14 protein-coding genes and 6 pseudogenes are annotated in these 18428 nt (G+C 56.5%); 10 read left to right on the forward strand and 10 right to left on the reverse strand.

All coding sequences use genetic code 11. From position 1 onward, the window contains the following. Window positions 1–21: 21 nt before the first annotated feature. Both VVT58_RS22400 and VVT58_RS22405 read left to right on the forward strand, forming a co-directional pair. A pseudogene (locus VVT58_RS22400) lies at window positions 22–540 on the forward strand (thiamine pyrophosphate-binding protein); the annotation flags it as partial. Between the two features lie 14 nt (window positions 541–554). Next, window positions 555–712 (forward strand): annotated as a pseudogene (locus tag VVT58_RS22405) (transposase domain-containing protein); the annotation flags it as partial. 87 nt (window positions 713–799) lie between these two features. Here the strand turns inward: VVT58_RS22405 and VVT58_RS22410 are convergent. Continuing rightward, window positions 800–1687: an SMP-30/gluconolactonase/LRE family protein gene (locus VVT58_RS22410; protein ID WP_237230216.1), complete on the reverse strand. Its 888-nt coding sequence runs from the start codon at window positions 1685–1687 to the stop codon at window positions 800–802. Window positions 1688–2368: 681 nt separating this feature from the next. Here VVT58_RS22410 and VVT58_RS22415 point away from each other — a divergent pair. The 3 genes from VVT58_RS22415 (at window position 2369) to VVT58_RS22425 (ending at window position 7030) form a co-directional block, all read left to right on the forward strand. Continuing rightward, window positions 2369–4756 carry a TonB-dependent receptor gene (locus tag VVT58_RS22415; RefSeq protein ID WP_082749246.1) on the forward strand — a complete coding sequence of 796 codons (2388 nt, stop codon included), beginning with the start codon at window positions 2369–2371 and terminating at the stop codon, window positions 4754–4756. Between the two features lie 87 nt (window positions 4757–4843). Continuing rightward, the gene (locus VVT58_RS22420) at window positions 4844–5749 is read left to right on the forward strand and encodes an SDR family NAD(P)-dependent oxidoreductase (RefSeq protein ID WP_066564590.1); all 906 of its coding nucleotides are present in this window, start codon (window positions 4844–4846) and stop codon (window positions 5747–5749) included. A gap of 60 nt (window positions 5750–5809) precedes the next feature. Then, entirely contained in the window at window positions 5810–7030 is a 1221-nt protein-coding gene (locus tag VVT58_RS22425; protein ID WP_066564592.1) for an MFS transporter, read from the forward strand. A gap of 179 nt (window positions 7031–7209) precedes the next feature. Here VVT58_RS22425 and VVT58_RS22430 read toward each other — a convergent pair. Beyond that, window positions 7210–7512: pseudogene (locus VVT58_RS22430) on the reverse strand (integrase core domain-containing protein); the annotation flags it as partial. Between the two features lie 4 nt (window positions 7513–7516). Next, window positions 7517–7765, reverse strand: a pseudogene (locus tag VVT58_RS22435) (IS30 family transposase); the annotation flags it as partial. 193 nt (window positions 7766–7958) lie between these two features. Here VVT58_RS22435 and VVT58_RS22440 point away from each other — a divergent pair. The 3 genes and pseudogenes from VVT58_RS22440 to VVT58_RS22450 form a co-directional block, all read left to right on the forward strand. Continuing rightward, complete coding sequence (locus VVT58_RS22440) at window positions 7959–8174, forward strand: helix-turn-helix domain-containing protein (RefSeq protein ID WP_066564595.1); 216 nt, start codon at window positions 7959–7961, stop codon at window positions 8172–8174. A gap of 31 nt (window positions 8175–8205) precedes the next feature. After that, window positions 8206–8430: pseudogene (locus tag VVT58_RS22445) on the forward strand (transposase domain-containing protein); the annotation flags it as partial. A 198-nt stretch (window positions 8431–8628) separates the two neighbouring features. Beyond that, window positions 8629–8847, forward strand: a pseudogene (locus VVT58_RS22450) (transposase domain-containing protein); the annotation flags it as partial. Between the two features lie 206 nt (window positions 8848–9053). On the opposite strand, the gene VVT58_RS22455 reads toward VVT58_RS22450, so the two are convergent. Next, window positions 9054–10295: an SRPBCC family protein gene (locus tag VVT58_RS22455; RefSeq protein WP_066564598.1), complete on the reverse strand. Its 1242-nt coding sequence runs from the start codon at window positions 10293–10295 to the stop codon at window positions 9054–9056. Between the two features lie 176 nt (window positions 10296–10471). Here VVT58_RS22455 and VVT58_RS22460 point away from each other — a divergent pair, with 176 nt between their 5' ends. Both VVT58_RS22460 and VVT58_RS22465 read left to right on the forward strand, forming a co-directional pair. Continuing rightward, complete coding sequence (locus VVT58_RS22460) at window positions 10472–11218, forward strand: CoA transferase subunit A (RefSeq protein WP_206377606.1); 747 nt, start codon at window positions 10472–10474, stop codon at window positions 11216–11218. After that, complete coding sequence (locus VVT58_RS22465; protein ID WP_066564600.1) at window positions 11218–11859, forward strand: CoA transferase subunit B; 642 nt, start codon at window positions 11218–11220, stop codon at window positions 11857–11859. Before VVT58_RS22460 ends, VVT58_RS22465 begins: the two co-directional genes overlap by 1 nt. A 110-nt stretch (window positions 11860–11969) precedes the next feature. Here the strand turns inward: VVT58_RS22465 and VVT58_RS22470 are convergent, their stop codons facing one another. Genes VVT58_RS22470 through VVT58_RS22495 form a run of 6 tightly spaced genes read right to left on the reverse strand, consistent with a single transcriptional unit; the run spans window position 11970 to window position 18413 of the window. Beyond that, window positions 11970–12764, reverse strand: a complete 795-nt coding sequence (locus tag VVT58_RS22470) for an SDR family NAD(P)-dependent oxidoreductase (protein ID WP_066564603.1) — start codon at window positions 12762–12764, stop codon at window positions 11970–11972. Between the two features lie 33 nt (window positions 12765–12797). Further along, window positions 12798–13604 (reverse strand): SDR family NAD(P)-dependent oxidoreductase, encoded by an 807-nt coding sequence (locus VVT58_RS22475; protein ID WP_066564604.1) that lies wholly within the window; start codon window positions 13602–13604, stop codon window positions 12798–12800. 2 nt (window positions 13605–13606) lie between these two features. Then, on the reverse strand, window positions 13607–14368 hold the full coding sequence (locus VVT58_RS22480; protein ID WP_066564606.1) for an SDR family NAD(P)-dependent oxidoreductase: 762 nt from the start codon (window positions 14366–14368) through the stop codon (window positions 13607–13609). Then, complete coding sequence (locus VVT58_RS22485; RefSeq protein ID WP_066564609.1) at window positions 14358–15212, reverse strand: enoyl-CoA hydratase/isomerase family protein; 855 nt, start codon at window positions 15210–15212, stop codon at window positions 14358–14360. The genes VVT58_RS22480 and VVT58_RS22485 overlap by 11 nt, the downstream gene beginning before the upstream one ends. A 3-nt stretch (window positions 15213–15215) precedes the next feature. Next, a complete protein-coding gene (locus VVT58_RS22490) occupies window positions 15216–16850 on the reverse strand; it encodes a GMC family oxidoreductase (RefSeq protein WP_066564611.1) in 1635 nt (544 codons plus the stop codon). A 51-nt stretch (window positions 16851–16901) separates the two neighbouring features. Then, complete coding sequence (locus VVT58_RS22495; protein ID WP_082749248.1) at window positions 16902–18413, reverse strand: AMP-binding protein; 1512 nt, start codon at window positions 18411–18413, stop codon at window positions 16902–16904. Between the last annotated feature and the right edge of the window lie 15 nt (window positions 18414–18428).

Genomic DNA, 18428 nt, shown 5'->3' on the forward strand with positions numbered 1-18428 from the left:
GCAAACACCTAAGGTGACATAATGGATGAACTGTCCGGAACAGAGATCATCATCCGCACCTTGATCGATCTGGACGTCGATACCGTGTTCGGCTATCCCGGTGGCGCGGTCCTCCCCATCTATGACCTGCTTTTCTCAGATGGTCGGATACGACATATCCAGGTCCGACACGAAGTCGCAGCCGCCCACGCGGCTGAAGGCTATGCACGATCCACGGGAAGGCCAGGTGTCGTGCTCGTCACTTCCGGCCCCGGAGTGACGAATTTGGTCACGCCGTTCACCGACGCCATGATGGACTCCATTCCCGTCATCGTGCTGAGCGGCCAAGTGCCCACACATCTCATCGGCACTGACGCCTTTCAGGAATGCGATACGGTCGGCATCACGCGGCACTGCACGAAGCATAATTATCTCGTGAAACATGGGAGTCGGCTGGCCCAGACGATCCACGACGCCTTTCGCGTCGCGACGCTGGGGCGACCGGGGCCGGTTCTGATCGAAATTCCCAAGGATGTGCAGGTCGCGCTCGCTCCCTATGATTCAGGGACCGTACGGCAGCTTACTCACTGCTCCAGACCTGTCGCCTCAACGAGGTCGAGCCCAGGCCTGGCTCGCCGATGTCCTCGCCCGCATCGCCGACCATCCTATCAACCAAATCGACGCCCTGTTGCCGTGGAATTGGTGCGCAATTCAGCGCGCAATCGCAGCCTGATCGAACCACGCCGCGGCCTTCAGCGTATGCTTGCCCTTCGAGTGGGGCAGACTCTACATCAAATCGAGGGATGCAGCGGGGGGCAGGTCAGGAATGATCTGGCTGGAAGTTTAGTTTTAGCCCGGCAACGGGCCAGGGATCGAACACGCCTAGCGCACCCCGTTCACCGAGAGTGACGTAAAGCGACCGCATGTCTGGGCCACCAAAGCATGCATTAGTCGTCAACATGTCGCCCGTGGGAACATGCAGAACAGTCGTTCCATCTGGACTGAAGACGGTCAATCCCCCATTGAGGATCGTACCCACGATAATATTGCCAGCAGAGTCCACAACAAGCGAATCGGCGACAGCGATGTTCAGAGTCGTCCCGAGCGGCAACGTGCCCAAGCACCGCCGGCTTCCCACCTCTCCAGGGCCGATTAGCTCGAACGCCCACAATCGGGCTGTGGTCGATTCTGCTACATAGAGGGTCTTACCATCAGGGCTCAGGCCGACACCATTAGCGCCCAAGAGCGGATGCACAATCTCTCGGATCATCTTGCCATCAGGCGACGCATAATAAAGCGATCCTGGAGGACAGTGAATGACAATATTTAGTATACCGACGATGTCCTTATCGCCATTCGACACTCCGACGTCACGGATGTCGCGGATATGCGAGCCGAAATCTGTAAAGTAGAAATTTCCGTGTTCATCAAATACGATATCGTTGGGGGCCATAAGCCGCCGGCCATCGCAGTGGTCGTAAAGCGTATGAGGCTGCCCCCCTTCTAAAACGCGCTGAATTCTGCCACCGATACGGGCGCTACCGTCCTGAATACCAGACTTCCCATACCAAGCGCCATTGTTGCAGATGTACATCGCGCCATCGCTTCCTAGCGCGGCTCCGTTGGCTCCGCCCTCGACGTCGGCATAGTTTGTCTTCCGACCGCCTAAACTTATCCGCACGATTCCGGCAGCATGGGTTTCGCACACCGCTATGTCTCCGCCCGGAAGGACCACGGGCCCCTCTGCGAAGCTTAGTCCATCGGCAATAATTCGCAATGGAGGTAGAGCATGGTGCACGGTAACTCTCCTATATTCTATCTATTGTATTAGCATTTCTCGCGAAAAGATATTCCCGAGACAACTCGGCACAGACTACGATCCGAGCGACCATCGCTGATCAAAGAGTCAGCAGCATGACTGTTTGGATAGGGCGTGAAAAATAAATGTCAACGTCTCACGCCGCTGAGGAACTTCATCGATTTGAAATTTCGGAGCACGCAGTTTGGCCCACCGTGCGACGTCTGGGGCTACATGGCAGCGATCAGTTCGAGGGATGCCTGAAGGTGCAGAAGCTACCTGCGAAGAGACCATGATCAGCTGTACAAGGGATGTTGGCTCCCTTCGCCCCGACAACCCCCAAAGCAGAGCCGGGCCGCGCAAATTCTGGTCTGAGCACGTGACCGTTCACCGACGCGCAGACGTTCTCGGATCAGGTCGAGCCCAACCGCATATGGCCGACGCAAGCGGAATTTATGCACTTGACGCGCTACGATCCGACTGTGTACTGATCACTCAAACAATAACGGCGTGGCGTGTGTGAGCGTTCAGTCGATGCCCGCAAGCGATGTGCAAATCGCGCTGCACGCGAATTAACTGGGGAGAGGGTAAATGAACAGCTTCACTGCTAAATCTTGGGCAGCGCCCGCGTTCAGCGCGATGGCGGCGTCTCTGCTTTGTGGGACAAGCGCGCTCGCTCAGGTGACAGATTCCAAGCCGGTCGGCGCATCAAATTTTGACGCAGCCGCGCAGCGAGATGAAGGCGGCGGATTGACCGAAATCATCGTTACCGCACAACATCGCATCGAAAGGCGCCAGGATGTTCCCGTCTCGGTACAAGTTATCGAAGGCGGCGACCTTGCTCAGCACAATCTGACTTCGCTTGGAACGGTGAGTCTCAAAGTGCCATCCGTTCAAGTTGGGTTCGGGAGTTCGCGCGGCGCAAATCTCTACATTCGCGGAATCGGATCGGGATCCAATCAGTCTTTTGATCAGTCTGTCGGTATTTATACTGACGACGTCTATCATGGGCGCTCGCGGACATCTGCGGGTACGTTCCTGGACTTGGAACGGATGGAAATTCTCAAAGGTCCGCAATCGACCTTTTTTGGAAATAACTCGATCGCCGGCGCATTTAATATCGTGACAAAAAAGCCAGACGACGTCTTCGGCGGATGGGCAAGAGCTCTAATTTCTCCCAACGGAGACAGCGGCGGCCAATTCGCTTTGGAGGGTGCTGTCAATAGTCGGATCACCGACACTCTTAATGTTCGAGTTGCAGGTACTTTTAATGGCCAGCGGGGCTGGCTTGAAAATATAGTCACCGGGAAGTTTGTACCACGGGAGCGGAATGCGGCGGGACGGCTGACGCTTGCTTTCGCTCCGTCCGACTTGTTCGATGCGACTTTGAAGCTGGAAGTCAGCAACAGCAAATCAACCGGCGGTCTTATTTCTCAGACTGATAATTGCCCGCCACCGGCACCGTTTACTCCAAGAGGATTCTGCGCGATTTCTCTTTCTCTTGGCCTTCCAAATATAGACACCAATAAGTATAGTGTAAATGATGGCGGGTATGGTGAGTTTAATAATAAGGAGGCCGTGTTAAATATAAATTATCACATTGGCGATCATGTTTTGACGGCTGTGACGGCCTATTACAAATCAAAATACTACCTGCAGTATGATGGTGATGGAACTCCGGTTCATCTTCTTAACCTACAAAATCCTGAGGTATACGACCAATTCAGTCAGGAAATTCGGCTGACGTCACCGGATGGCAATTCACTTGAATATATTGTGGGGGCATACTTTCAGTCTGACCAGTTATTTTATGAGACGGATTTGAATTTTGGCAACCTGTCTTCGACGATCACCTCCAGTCCCGCCTTAGCGGCTTTGGTCCCTTTCTTGCCGATTGGCCAGGTCTCCAAATCAACTCAGAATGAGCGAATCTTGTCTGCGTTTGGATCTCTCACCTGGAAGGTGACGGATAAACTGCGATTGACAGGCGGCGGGCGCATCAGCCACGTTCGGAAGTCCTTCGTTTGGGACGAATTTTACGCAGCAGCTCCTGTTCCATTCGGAGTATTTACACCGCTTCCCGCGAATCTAAATTCCCTGCCGAGCATCTTAGGAATTGGAAGTGTTGGTTCGGTGAATCTGAGCCGCAGCGACAATGCGTTTATGCCTTCAGCAAAGCTTCAATACCATTTTTCCAGAGACGTCATGGCATATGCATCCTATTCTCGAGGCTTCAAGGCCGGCGGTTTCAATGGGGCGGATAACACGGCGATCGCGGCGAATTTCCCCTTCAATCCGGAACACGTAAACTCGTACGAAGTTGGCCTCAAAAGCGAGCTGTTCGATCGCCACGTGCTTTTCAACCTTGCGGCGTTCAGATCTGATTATTCCGACTTGCAGGTTTCAATAAATCAGTTTCTGCCTAATGGCGTAGGGTTTACAATTGTCAGAAATGCCGCGCGATCACGGAGTCAGGGTGTAGAGCTTGAGAGCAAATTCATCGTATCTCCCTGGCTGAGTCTTGAGGTGGCGGGAAGCTATCTAGACACGAAGTATGTGAGCTATCCCAATGCATCTCCAACCGACCTTCAAAAGTTCAACGGTCTGACCTTTCAGGATTTGTCGGGTCACAGGACGCCATTTGCGCCAAAGTGGAGTGGGTCTGCCACGGCCCTGTTTACCGCACCTTTGCCGGGTGGGTACAAGGCGATCACGGAAGTTGAAGGACTTTTCGCCACGGGCTATGATACCCGGGGAAATGACGATCCGTTGCTTCGTGAAGATGGCTATGTGCGACTCGACGCGCGCTTGGGGTTTGAGGACGCATCTGGAAAATGGGCATTCGATATTATCGGAAAGAATCTTACCAATGCCCAGATCATAACTTTTGCCGCGCAATATCCCAGTTCTCTGGGGAGTCGCTCAGCTTCCAAGCAACAGCCCCGCAATGTTGCCTTCCAGGTCCGCTACAAATGGTGATGGACTAATAGATCAAGCGCCTGTCCTAATGGATGCATGTGGTTGCATTGGGAAATCTGATCCCGCTCGCCCGGATCTTGGCATGCCATGACGGGGGCGAGCGATTATATCGTGATGCACTGGAGGTGGAAAGTGGAAGAGCTTTGTTTTGACCGACAGGTCGTGATTGTAACGGGTGCGGGTGGGGCCCTCGGCGCAGGTTACGCAAAGTTTCTAGCTGAAAGAGGTGCGCTTGTCGTTGTCAATGGACGAACGTCAGGGACCGTCGATGCGACCGTTAGCGACATCATCGCTAATGGAGGTACCGCAGTTCCGGATTGTAATGACGTCGCGGTCGAAGCCGATCTGATAGTGCGATCGGCGCTTGACGCGTTTGGGCGGCTAGACGTCGTTATAAACAATGCGGCAGTTTGGAATGATGCACCTCTTTATGGCGATAGGTTCGATGAGTTCACCAAGGCCATGGACATAAATCTCAATGGCACGCTGAATTTGACAAGAGCTGCGTGGCCGGAATTGGCCAAGACTGGCGGACGCTTGGTACAGACATCCTCGGCAGCCGTTTTTGGAGTCAATCATCCGTCCTACGGAATCTCAAAGGCTGGCGTGTTCGGAAGTGTCTATGGGTTGAAGTCTGCAGCCGAGGCGGCAGGCATCAAGATCAATGGTGTACTGCCTATCGCGTATAGCGAAATGTTGGAGACCACAGTGCCAGAAGGGGAAAGCAAGGAAGCATTGAGAAGGATGCTTCCTTCTCAACTCGCCGCTTTTGTCGCGCTTTTGTGCCATGATGCTGTGCCATTCAATGGAATGTGCTTCGATGCGGGAGGACGGCACGCCTGCCGTGTCCTCTATGCGCACAATCCCGGTGCGTATGGCGATACGCCCGAGGACTTTTTGAAGATGGCCGGGCAATTGAGTGCCACGGAAGTCCTGATTCACTCCCCCGATGCCCATGCCTTTTCTGCATGGAAAATAGCCAAACTAAGGTAGGCGCTTATGATGCCATAATTGCTATTTCATCCAGATTAATAAGCATATGGCGGTGTAATAGTGAACGACTTTCAAAAGATTAGAGTGGTATTTGGTGCCTTCGTAACAACGTCGGCCAGTGCGATAGCCGTTATGTCGTATAGCTTCGCAGCGATGGCGCCAGACATTCAGAGAGAATTCGGGTGGGGTCGTGGATATGCGTCGTTAGCTATCACAATGCTCTCTTTCGGGACGTTTATTGCATGTACGGGGGGGGGTAAGGTTGCCGACAAATTCGGAACTATGATCGTCTCGATCGTCAGTGCAATACTATGCGGCCTCGTGGTTACAGGGATGCCGTGGATCATAAACTCCATATTTACATTCTGCATATGCTACGCATTTATCGGTATTTTGGGCGTTGGGATGCTACCTGTAACTCTGTTAAGGCCAATTGGCCGCTTGTTTAACACACGCAGAGGCTTGGCGACTGGGGCGGTTTTGAGCGGGACGGGGGTGTCGGCAATCTTCATTCCATTCATGACAAATGCGCTCGTTGAGAGGGGCGGTTGGCATCTCGCGTATATCGGCCTTTCCCTCTTGATATTCTGTAATATTCCTGTCCTTTGGCTTTCCTTGCGCCATTACGCTAGAGAAGAACGTCTGGTTTTGCATCATGTCGCTCTGTCGCAGTGGGGTTGTGTAACCCAAGGCCTTACTCTTAAGGAAGCTCGGAGAACGGCAACGCTCTGGAAACTCACCGCCGTTGCACTACTTGCAGGTACCTGCTTTGCCGGTATTGTCGTACACCTAATGCTCGCATATCGTGACATGGGGGCGTCGCCAGCGCATGCATCGACACTTCTCGCGGTTATCGGGTTTTCTGCGATCGTTGGCAGACTGTTCACTGGAATGTTGCTAGACCGGATTAACGGTCCAAAGCTCGGCTTCCTTGTGTTGTTAATGGCGAGTGGGGGATTTGCAGTCACTCTTGCATTCGGGTTGGATGGCGCATTCTTAGGTGCTGTGCTAATCGGACTTGGATACGGATCCGAGTATGACATAATCGCCTATTTCGTTGGCCGGTATTTTGGCGTATTGGAATTTGGCGCTATATATGGCTGGTTGTATGGATTTCTTGCTCTAGGAAATTCTATCGGCCCGTTGTTAGTAGGTATGTCATATGATTACGGTGGTAATTATTATTTCGCACTCGGCGTAGCTACGAGTTTAATCTGCATAGCTGCAGGGGTTACGTTAGCTCTAGGCGAGTATCGTTATGCCGTGTCTGAGCCGTCGTAATAATCCGAGATACCAGTACCGTTCTGTTATTGAAGATTTGGGCATATGTTTTCTTGGGGTCAGGACCCATTGATATGAGCGGTTCGATGTGATTCAGGCTCCGTGAGGAGGCTGGTGGACTTGCAACGGATTTGTGCCGGTGAACCGCCCCGGGTTTGCCGGAGGCCATTTGGTTTAAGTTACGCAGCCATGGAGACATCGTCCAGCATGGCGTAATATTGTGCTTCGGCTTCAGCGGGCGGGATGTTGCCGATGGGTTCGAGCAGGCGGCGGTTGTTAAACCAGTCCACCCATTCGAGCGTGGCAAATTCCACGGCCTCAAAGGATCGCCATGGCCCTCGCCGGTGGATCACCTCAGCCTTGTAGAGGCCGTTGATCGTCTCCGCCAAAGCGTTGTCATAGCTATCGCCGACGCTGCCGACAGACGGTTCGATGCCTGCCTCCGCGAGGCGCTCCGAATATCGGATGGAGACATATTGGGCGGACTCAACCGGTCGTCGCAACACGCTGCTTTTCGATCTGAGCGAGGCATTGGTCAAGCGCCTCCGCGGGTGTTTTCCAGCCCAACGTTTTACGGGGCCTGCTGTTGAGCGCAGCAGCCACAGCAGCAAGCGCCTCGGGATGATGGGCGCTGAGATCGGTACCTTTCGGAAAGTACTGGCGTAGGAGGCCATTGGTATTTTCGTTGGTGCCCCGCTGCCACGGGCTTTGCGGGTTGCAGAAGTAGACCTGTAATCGCCCTCGTGATCCAGCACCATCCGCACAGCCCGTTCGCGCACCTCAGGCGAAAATTTGTTCGTCGTCTTGCTCATCTCGGCTCCACTTACTCAGAAGTTGGAGCCTCCGGCAAACCCGGGGCGGTTCACTGCGAACGGTGCACAAAATTAGCGGTTACCGGTCTTCTGACAAGAACGGCAAATGGCTGACCATGTCGGACGCGGCCGCCAAACTCGGGGTCTCGCACGTTAAAATTCGACGCTTCATCAGGGATGGCATATTGCCCGCCGAGCAGGTCATGCGTTGCGCGCCCTATCAGATCCGCGCCAGCGACCTCGAAGACGAACGGATCAAGGTTGAACTGGCGCGCAAAATCCCGTGTCGCGATAAAGATGACAGACAAAAATCGCTGTTTTCCGCCATTTGAAAAGGGGGTGCATAATGAATCAGCCTTCGTGATCGGCCGCAAGAACTGGATCTTTGCCGGATCGAAGGCTGGCGGCGAACGGGCTGCGGCCATCTATTCCGTCATCGAGACCGCCAAGCTCAACGGCATCGAACCGCAGGCCTACATCGCCGATGTCATCGAGAAGATCGCTGGCGACTGGCCCGCTACTCGTTGGGACGAACTCATGCCGTGGAACTGGCATCCGAGCGAGCAAGACGTCGCCCAAGCCGCTTAATTGCGGTGCTCAGGCCACGCTTACCTTGGTCTCAAAGGCGAGCGAGCTGATGCGGCAAGGGCAGAATGCAACCAATGAGGATTGATGCCGCCCAGTTTGCAGTTTTCGATGAGCGTGGCGATGACCGCCCAGTTATCGCCGCCCTCGTCGGAGCCGGCGAAGAGCGCATTTTTCCGCTTATGCATACCTTTCCATAACCGTAAGAACTGGCTGTTTGCCGGATCAAAGGCAGGCGGTGATCGCGCTGCCGCCGTCTATTCCGTCATCGAAACCGCCAAACTCAATGGCCTCGAAGCGCAGGCCTATATCGCCGACGTCATCGCCAAGATCGCTGGCGAATGGCCTGCTGCCCGTTGGGATGAGATCATGCCGTGGAACTGGCGGCCAGATCAGCAACCGATCGCCGAAGCTGCCTGATCTGCGGCCTCCAGCCCACGCTTACCATAGAGCACCGCGGTAAGGGTAACACTCGACGAATTTGTCCCGTCTGTCACCGCCGCAACATTGATAAACATTGAAGTCCTTGAGCGGATTTCGCTACCATGACGTCCTGTACGTGACCGGACACCCTGCAAAGCCTTCGGCCCGGCCAGCCCACAGATTGGAGCGACCGGGCAAACAGCCTAAGCGTGCGCGTAAGGAAGTTTGACTTCCACGACCGACAGCTCCGCCGGAATATTCTCGCGACCGATTACCGTGTCGATATGTTGTTCATGGTTGTAGATGAACTGCTCCGACCAGCAGAGTGGTATCGAATCGATGCCACCGTGGGCCAAAGCCTTGTGCATGCCGGCCAAGGCATCCAGATCTTCTCCGATAAAGCTTTTGAAGAAGGTCAGCGTATCCTTGTCCAGTTGCTCATTCGCCGGCCCGTCGCCCGTTTTAACGAATGATACCTCAACCTTGCAGCGCCCCGTACCGATCGGCCAGACCATCACAATCGGAAACAGATACTCGGCGATGGGAAACGTGCCGTTGGGAAATATATTATAGCTGCGCTGGCCGCTGCGCGATATCTCGGCGAGCTTACTTTCTTGCTCTTCCGCTGTATCGCTTTCCGATTTAAAGAAAGCAGCACCCATCCCGCTGGTCAGCTCACCGCGCGACTTGATGACAATCGCGTTATGTCCACCACGGATCATCTGCAGCGCCGAGGTCTTCGAATCGATCACCTTATCGATTGTGTGCTCGTGCACATATTTAGCGTGATAATTTTCAGCAAAATTGTCCTGAAGGCATTTCCAGTTGCAATCTACTTCAAAGCTGAAGCGATCAAACAACCGCAAGTCATCAAGCGGAATATCCGACCAAAGTGCCGGGATATCCGTCAGAAAATCGATTAATGGCTCCGCCGCCTCGTCAAAATTCACGAAAACCAGGCTTCCGAACTGTTCGCAGCGGATCGGCTTGAGTCCACGCTCCGCCTTGTCCAAGCCCGAAAAATAATGTTCGTCAGGAACGAAGATCAGCTTGCCCTCAAGGTCGTAGGTCCAGCAGTGATAAAGGCATCGCATGTTCCGTGCGACACCTCCCTCGTCCTTCATGAGAAGCGAACCACGATGTTGGCAGACATTGTGGAACGCCCGCAACTCACCATCCCGCCCTCGCAGGACGACTACCGGGGCCTCGTTGAGCGTGTAGGTCCGATAGCTTCCCGGTTCGTCAAACTCGTGCGCCAAACCAACGAAGAGCCATGTCCTGGACCAAAGATGTTTCTTCTCGAGCTCATAAAATGCTTCGCTGGTATAGCGGGCCGCAGGAATATCCGGCAGCGCAGGAAAATCGTCCGGATATCGACGTTCACGCATTTGCATGCTCGCCGCTTCCCACATCGATTGGATGCGTTCAGGGGTTTCCAGGGTCATGTACAACCTTCCTCGTCCTATTTCGTCACAAACTTATACTCTTGCCCTTCGGCCCCTCTATCCCCCCAGCGGGGGACCGGCGAACGCGACTGTGGCCGTCCCGCCTAAGAGGGACTGCGAAACGGGTAGTGTCAGAATATGCACAGGATCTTGGGGAAGGGGACCGACGAAGCAGCATGACGCCGGCCGACATTATTCCCGATTGCAAGGACAGGATATTGCCAAAGATCGTTGAGAGCGCCCGAGCCGCCGTTGATGGCCTTTTATTCGACGGGATGACCGTCGTAGCAGGGGGATTTGGCCTCTGTGGAATTCCGGAAAAGCTGATCCTTGGCGCGCGGGATTCAGGCGTGCGCGAATTGACGGTGATCTCGAACAATGCCGGTGTGGACGATTTTGGACTGGGCCTGCTTCTCCAGACCCGCCAGATCAAGAAGATGATCAGCTCCTATGTCGGCGAGAACAAGGAGTTTGCACGGCAACATCTTGCCGGAGAACTTGAGCTGGAATTCAATCCCCAAGGCACGCTGGCCGAACGCATCCGGGCCGGAGGCGCTGGAATACCAGCCTTTTTTACCAAGACGGGCGTGGGTACACTCGTCGCCGACGGCAAGGAAGAGCGGAGCTTCAATGGCGAGCGGTACATCATGGAGACAAGCCTGTTTGCCGATGTGGCGCTGGTAAAGGCCTGGAAGGCGGACACCAAGGGCAATCTGATATTCCGGAAGACAGCTCGAAACTTCAACCCGATAGCAGCCACGGCAGCCAAGATAACGCTTGTGGAGGTGGAGGAGCTCGTGCCTGCGGGAGAGATTGACCCGGACCATGTGCATACGCCCGGCATCTATGTCGATCGGATACTCGTTGGAACCAATTATGAGAAACCGATCGAGCAACGCACGATCCGGACGGAGACGGTTTGATGGCCTGGACTCGTAACGACATTGCCGCTCGGGCTGCGCGCGAACTCAAGGACGGCGACTATGTCAATCTAGGCATCGGTGTGCCTACCCTGGTGCCGAATTTTCTAGCAGAAGGCATTGAAGTGACCTTTCAATCCGAAAACGGTATGTTAGGCGTAGGCCCATTCCCGCTTGAGGATGAGGTCGATGCGGACCTGATCAACGCCGGCAAGCAAACGGTTACCGCACTTCCCGGCGCATCCTACGTCAACTCCGCCGAGAGCTTTGCCATGATCCGCGGAGGTCACGTCGACTTGTCTATTCTGGGCGCCCTTGAGGTTGCCCAGAATGGCGATCTCGCCAACTGGACCATCCCTGGTAAGATGGTGAAAGGCATGGGCGGCGCGATGGATCTTGTCGCTGGCGTGGCGCGGATCATCGTCCTGATGGACCATGTCTCGAAAGGCGGAGAACCCAAGTTTCGCAATGAGTGTAGTCTTCCACTTACCGGAGCGGACGTGGTCGACATGATCATCACCGATCTGGCGGTCTTCGAACGTCCCGAGCGCGGATCATGTCCCTTCAGATTGAGGGCAATGGCACCGGGTATCACTCTAGATGAAATAAGATCTAAGACGGAAGCGGCGTTCGCCGTCGATTGAAGTCGGCTCCTGTTATCATGGCGGGTCTGCTTCAGTCGAAGAACACCCGCCACTTACCGGCTGTCCCTGCACTACCTCATCGGCATCCGGGGCTCTATGAGCCAGTGGCTTTAGGCCACTTCGTCGTAACGTGTGGCGTGCGACAAGGATGGCAATCGACATGTCATCCCGCCATCCACGGTAATGGACTGGCCGGTGACGTAGCCACCGCCATCGGAAGCTAGATAGAGGGCGGCTGCAGCGATATCCTCAGGCTGACTATAACGACCGAGTACCGATGCTATTTCAAGATAAGCCTGCCCTTCAGCAGAATCTGCCGGGGAAAACCAGTTGCGCGTTATGCCGGTGACCGTGTTCGCCGGATTGATGCAATTTGCCGTGATCCCATATGAACCCAGTTCTATGGCAAAGCCCTTCATCAATCCGGACACAGCGTGCTTCGACGCGACATAAGCCCCTTGGAGTCGAAGTCCATATTCCGCGCAGACGGAGGCAGTGGTGATGATGCGCCCGTATCGGCTCGATCGCAGCAACGGCACACAAGCCCGCGTGAGACGAAAAACAGCATCGACATTCACAGCGAACACGCGGTTCCAGTTTGCGTCTGTCGTCTCATGCAGCATCGCTAGATCGCCCGGAATCCCCGCATTGTTCACGAGGACGTCCAGTCCACCCAAAAGCTCAGAGGCCGTGGTTACAAGGGTTTCGTGCGCGTTGTCCGACACGAGGTCCTGCGCAACCGGAAGTATTGCCGTGCTGCCCGCAAATGCACTCTGCAACTTCTCAGCGGATATGTCGACGGCCAGAACCCGAGCGCCGTCGCGTGCGAAGGCTTCCGCGACCGCCCTTCCAATTCCGTCGGCTGCACCTGTGACGAGCGCGCGGCGTCCCTCAAGTTGTGCCATGCCCTATCCTTTCATGAATGACAGGTTCAGTCGTCAGTTGAAATACATACCCCCATCGACATTCAGCGTCTGGCCGGTAACGAACGCGCTTTGGTCAGTGCAAAGGTAGAGAATCGCGTCGGCGCAATCTTGTGGGCGACACAGACGTCCGAGTGGCGTCGCTGCCAGAAGGGCCGCTTCAATGCTCAAGGCACTCTCAGAATCGCCCTTCTCGTAGGCGCTCTTGACGGCATCCCACATGGGTGTCTCCACGGCACCTGGTGCAATGGCATTCACGCGTATCTTATGGGGCGCGAGTTCCTGAGCCATTCCCTGCGTCAGGTTGATGACGCCCGCCTTGCTGGCTGAATACACAAGCGATCCGATGGATGGCTTGCGCCCAGCCGCCGAAGCGATATTCACGATAGCACCGCCCCCACCCACCTTGATCATATAGCGCGCGGCAATCTGGCTAACGAAGAACAGACCCTTCAGGTTGATATTCAGGACCTTGTCAAACTCGTCCTCTGTGACATCCATCAGCTGCTGCATCGAATACACGCCTGCACAGTTGATCAGTATGTCCAGTGCACCATGCTCCTGCCAGACCGCATCGAGTGCCGCTCGCACGCTCGAGACGCTTGTGACGTCGCAGGCCAGGTAAGACATTCGTTCGGGGAAGGCCGCACAGGTTTCAATACATGCCGCACCCGCCTTGTCAGCGGCGAACACCATCGCGCCTGATTCAGCGAGAGCCCTTGCCGTCTGACGACCGATTCCACTAGCCGCACCGGTCACAAAGGCAATCTGGCCGCCAAGATCTACAGTTGGCCTGGTTGTCTTCGCTCCCGCCTTTTGCATTATTATCTCGGCCCCATCCGAATTGCGCCATCGAGACGGATGACCTCCCCGTTCAGCATGGGATTTACGATGATCGACCGTACAAGATCGGCATATTCATAGGGCTGACCCAAGCGGCTCGGATGCGGCACCTGCTGGCCAAGGCTGTCTTGAGCGGATTGGGGAAACGCCTTCATCATGGGTGTCATGAAAATGCCCGGCGCGATTGTCATCACGCGGATCTTTTCGCGTGCCAAGTCTCGCGCGACGGGGAGCGTCAGTCCAACAACCCCGCTCTTCGACGCAGCATAGGCTGCCTGCCCTATTTGCCCGTCGAAAGCCGCAACCGATGCGGTGTTCACAATAACGCCCCGCTCTTCGCCAATCGGCTCTGCAGCAACGAGGCGCGCGGCGAACTGACTAAGAGCATTGAATGTTCCGATGAGGTTGATCTCAACGGCCCGTCGGAAATCATCGAGCGGGTGCGGCGTCCCGTCGCGGCCAACTGTTTTGATCCCTGGCGCAATCCCCGCGCAGTTTACGAGGATCCGGGCTGTCCCAAAAGCTGCCTCTGCCTCGGCCAGCGCTGCCTCAATGCCGCTCGCATCCGTCACATCCGCCGGGATGAACCGCCCCTCAATCGCACGAGCATGCGCATCACCTGCCTCGCGGTCCCGGTCGAGGATCGTGACCTTCGCACCTTCGGCCGCAAGCATGGCCGCGGTTGCAGCACCCAGTCCCGAGGCCCCGCCTGTCACCAGCGCGGTGAGGCCGTCAATTTTCATAATGTTTCTCCCAATCCCTTCGCGCTGAGCGCGTTCCGCCGCCCCTTGTCGCAAAATCCGGTTGGCGTTTGCCCAGGAAGGCCGCCACGCCTTCCCTGCCTTCCGCAGCGGCAGCTTGGGTGCGCACGCTCAGCGCTTCCAAGTCCATCTGCGCTTCGGGGCTCATGCTATCGGAAGACAGTAGCAGGCGGCGGGTCGCGGCAAAGGCTCCGACAGGGCCTGACGCCAGCGTTTCCGCTAGGGCACGCGCTTCCCGAGCTAAGTCTCCAGGGGGAACCGACCTCGTTACGAGGCCGAGTGCCACTGCCTCCGCGCTTGTCAGGCGCCCATTGGTATAGGCAAGTTCTTGTGTCTTGCGCAGTCCGATTAGGCGCGGCAGCAGCCAGGTCGCGCCGCCGTCGGGCGAAAAGCCGATGCCGGCATAGGCCATGGAAAAATGCGCGGCATCGGACGCCAGAACGATGTCGCCGACAGCCGCAAGCCCAAGGCCGCCGCCCGCCACCGGGCCGTTCACAGCCACCACCAGCGGCTTGTCCATATGGAGTAATTTACTGACGGCCGCGTGCAACGGGGTGGTGATGCGGTCCAGCAATATCCCCACTTCGTCTCCGCTTGCGGCGATACGCTTCACGTCACCGCCGACGCAGAAGAAACGCCCCTGCCCCGTTAGCAGAACGCATCGGACCGCAGCATCACGCGCTGCCTCCTGCACTCTCTCAAGGAGCGCCTCGGCCATTTCGACGTCCAGCGCATTCCCTGTCTGAGAGTTTGAGAGGGTTATAACGGCAACCCCGTTGGTCCGCTCGATGCGCACCGGTGGCTTGCTGTATTCCGCGGGGTTCACGGCTCAGGCCGCCTGTTTGGCTGCGGCCACCCGGCCCGCGATGATATCGGCCGCCTTTTCGCCGATCATGATGGCGGTGGCATTAGTATTGGTGCTCGGCAGTGTCGGCATGATGGATGCGTCGGCGACGCGCAACCCTTCAATGCCTCGGACCCGCAGCTGCGGATCGACGACCGACTGAGCGTCACTGCCCATGCGGCAGGTTCCCACCGCATGATAGCCCAGCGCCGCCTTGGCGCGAATGAACGCCGCCCATTCCTCATCGTTGGCAGGAATCGGATTGGGACTGCGGTCGGCGGTCACAAGGCTCCGCATCGCTGGTGTATGATAGAGTTGGTTGATCAACTTGCAGCCCTCGATCATCGTGGCCAAATCTCGCTCGTCATCGAAAAGACGATGCATTATCCGTGGCCGGAGATCTGCGTTCAGCACGACTCTGCCACGACTCTTGGGGTGACAGACGGACGCATAGAGCGTGATGATCTGTTCCTTTGGAAGTCCACTGGAATCCCAGGAGGTTGCGTTGGGGTCCATGTCGTAGCCGAGCGGCATGAAATGGAACTGGACGTTGGGCTCATCCAGATCGTCGCGCGTTCGCACCAAGCCCATTGCCGGTACAGCCGGTGCGGAAAGCGGACCGCTGCGGTTCCATGCATAGCGCAATAGATAACGGAGAATATCGACAGGCCGCATCCGGCTGTTCATCGTCGGCTGGTTCACATATTTATTCTGCCCGACGCCCGGATGTTCCTGAAGATTGGCGCCGACCTGGGACGCATCCTGGCGAACACTAATGCCGTGCTCTTGCAGGATACCGGCAGGCCCGATGCCAGAGCGCATCAACAAGGCCGGTGTCCCCATAGCGCCTGCAGAGAGGATCACTTCGCCGCGCGCCCTGGCCTTGCGCTTGATGCCTTTGTGCAGATAGGTAACCCCGACCGCGCGCGCACCTTCAAAGTCCACATGTTCAACATCGGCATCGACGATGATCTCGAGATTGGGCCGCGAGCGGGCTGGGCGCAAATAGGCTTTCTCCGTGCTACAGCGCCAACCGTCGCGTTGCGAGCCATGGGTGAGATACACCCCTTCCATCTGCCCGTCCTGATATTCGAAAAGGGTCGGAATTCCAAGCTCGTTGCAGGCCTTCAAAAAGGTATGCGTTAGCGGGTGGAAACCTGGTCGCATGGGCGCAACGGACAGCGGACCGTGCGACCCATGAGCTTGGCTCGGCTTGCCCGACCAGTTCTCAGACTTGAGAAAATAGGGGAAGACATCGTTGAAGCCCCAGCCCGTTGCGCCCGCCTCGGCCCAGCGATCATAATCCCGTCGCGTGCCGCGGACATAGACCATCCCGTTGATGGCGCTGCCACCCCCCAATGCCTTGCCGCCGGACCAGGCGAATGACCGATTGTCGATGGTGGGGTCCGGATCCTGGGGATAGACCCAGTCGTATTTGGTGTTGCCAATCAACTGAACCACGCCGGCGGGAACCTGCATCACCAGCGACCGGCCGTTCCCCCCTGCTTCGAGAAGAACCACCTTGGACCGCCCGTCTTCGCTGAGCCGGTTTGCGAGTACCGCGCCGGCGCTACCCCCGCCTACGATGATGTAATCAGCGACTATCGCGTCGTCTTTCATATGCTTCCTCTCCGGCTCGGCCATGTCGCTCAAAAGGTCGGCCGATCGACCTCACCCTACCGCTGACGGCCGGTTTACTTTCGTTTCCTCCATGGCAGCGATGCGCTCTTCGCGCAGTTGCTGCCGCCGGACCTTGCCGGCGTCGTCCCGCAGCGCGCCCGTCACGAACTCGAAACTTCGCGGAAGCTTGTAGGCAACCAGCCTTTCGCGCAGGAATGCGAGCAATTCGTCGGCGGTTAGGCGCCCCTGCGCCTCCACCGTCGGTTGAACGATAGCGTGGGTGGTGGCGCCATAATCATCATCGGGCAGCCCGATGACCACGGCTCCCTCTACGTCCGAGTGCGCCATCAAGGCGCCTTCGACCTCGGCTGGGAAGATGTTAGCGCCCCCCGACACAATCATGTCGGTGCGGCGATCGGCGATGTAGAGATAGCCGTCTTCATCCATCCAACCGAAGTCGCCCAAGGTTTCAAAGCCATCTTCGGTCGTCCGCGCGTCGGCGCCGATATAGCGATAGGTGGACCCCCGGCCTCCGGCCGGAAGCGCGAAAATCTCGCCCACTTCCCCGCGCGGCAATTCCTTGCCTGCTTCATCGACGATCTTGATCTTGTCGAGGTACGGACGCCCCACCGACCCGCGATGGGCCAGCCATTCAACGCCGTTCAATATGGTGGTGACAATCCCTTCTGTACCCCCGTAAATTTCCCAAATCTTCTCGGGACCAAGCCAGTCGATCCACTCCTGCTTGAGCTCTCGCGGCATGGGCGCAGCCCAATGCCACACCGTCTCAAGCGAGGAGACGTCATATTTTTCGCGCACCTCTTTGGGCAGGCGCGAAATTCGCATCATCATTGTCGGTACGAAGCTTGTCCATTTAACTCGGAAAGCTTCAATTAGTCGAAGCGCCTCCTCCGGATCGAACCGCGTCATGCCGATGATCGAGTGGCCCTCAGACAATGCCTGGATGTTCGTCGTCACCGGCATGTTGTGGTAGACTGGGCCAGTTGCGAGGATCGGCCCCTTGTCGGGAAATCGCAATGGGGGTTTCCGATCGGTATCGAAACTGTTTGGCCCCGGGGCTACGATAATCTTCGGGCGGCCGGTCGATCCCCCGGAAGACATCGCTTTCCATCGGGGAGCGATGACGGCCTGTAGCGGCGTTGCTTCCGGATGGTCGCGTCCAAAATCACCAGGCTGCGCCCCGAATGCTTTCCGTAGCGCCGCGTCGGATGCGATCACCATCTTCGGCTCTGCCACTGCTACGATCGCTTGAAGTTCGGCGAGCGGCAGACGATAGGATACAACGTGCGGCGTAGCCCCGATCGTCCAAAGTGCGAACATCAGCTCGTAAAATGCCGATCCATTCGGAAGCGCCAACGTGACAAGATCGCCAGGGCCGATGTTGACGCCACGCAACGCATGGGCGCGCCGGAGCGCCCGGTCAGCCAATTCGCCCCAGCTTATCACATCGTCGCCATGCCGGATCGCCCACGCATCGCAGCCATGGAGCGCTGAACCCCGCGCAGGAATTTCAGCCAGAGGAATTATGGCCATTCGCAACATCCTTTATAATGTGCC

The organism is Sphingobium sp. SJ10-10 (genome assembly GCF_036038995.2).
Lineage (GTDB): Bacteria > Pseudomonadota > Alphaproteobacteria > Sphingomonadales > Sphingomonadaceae > Sphingobium.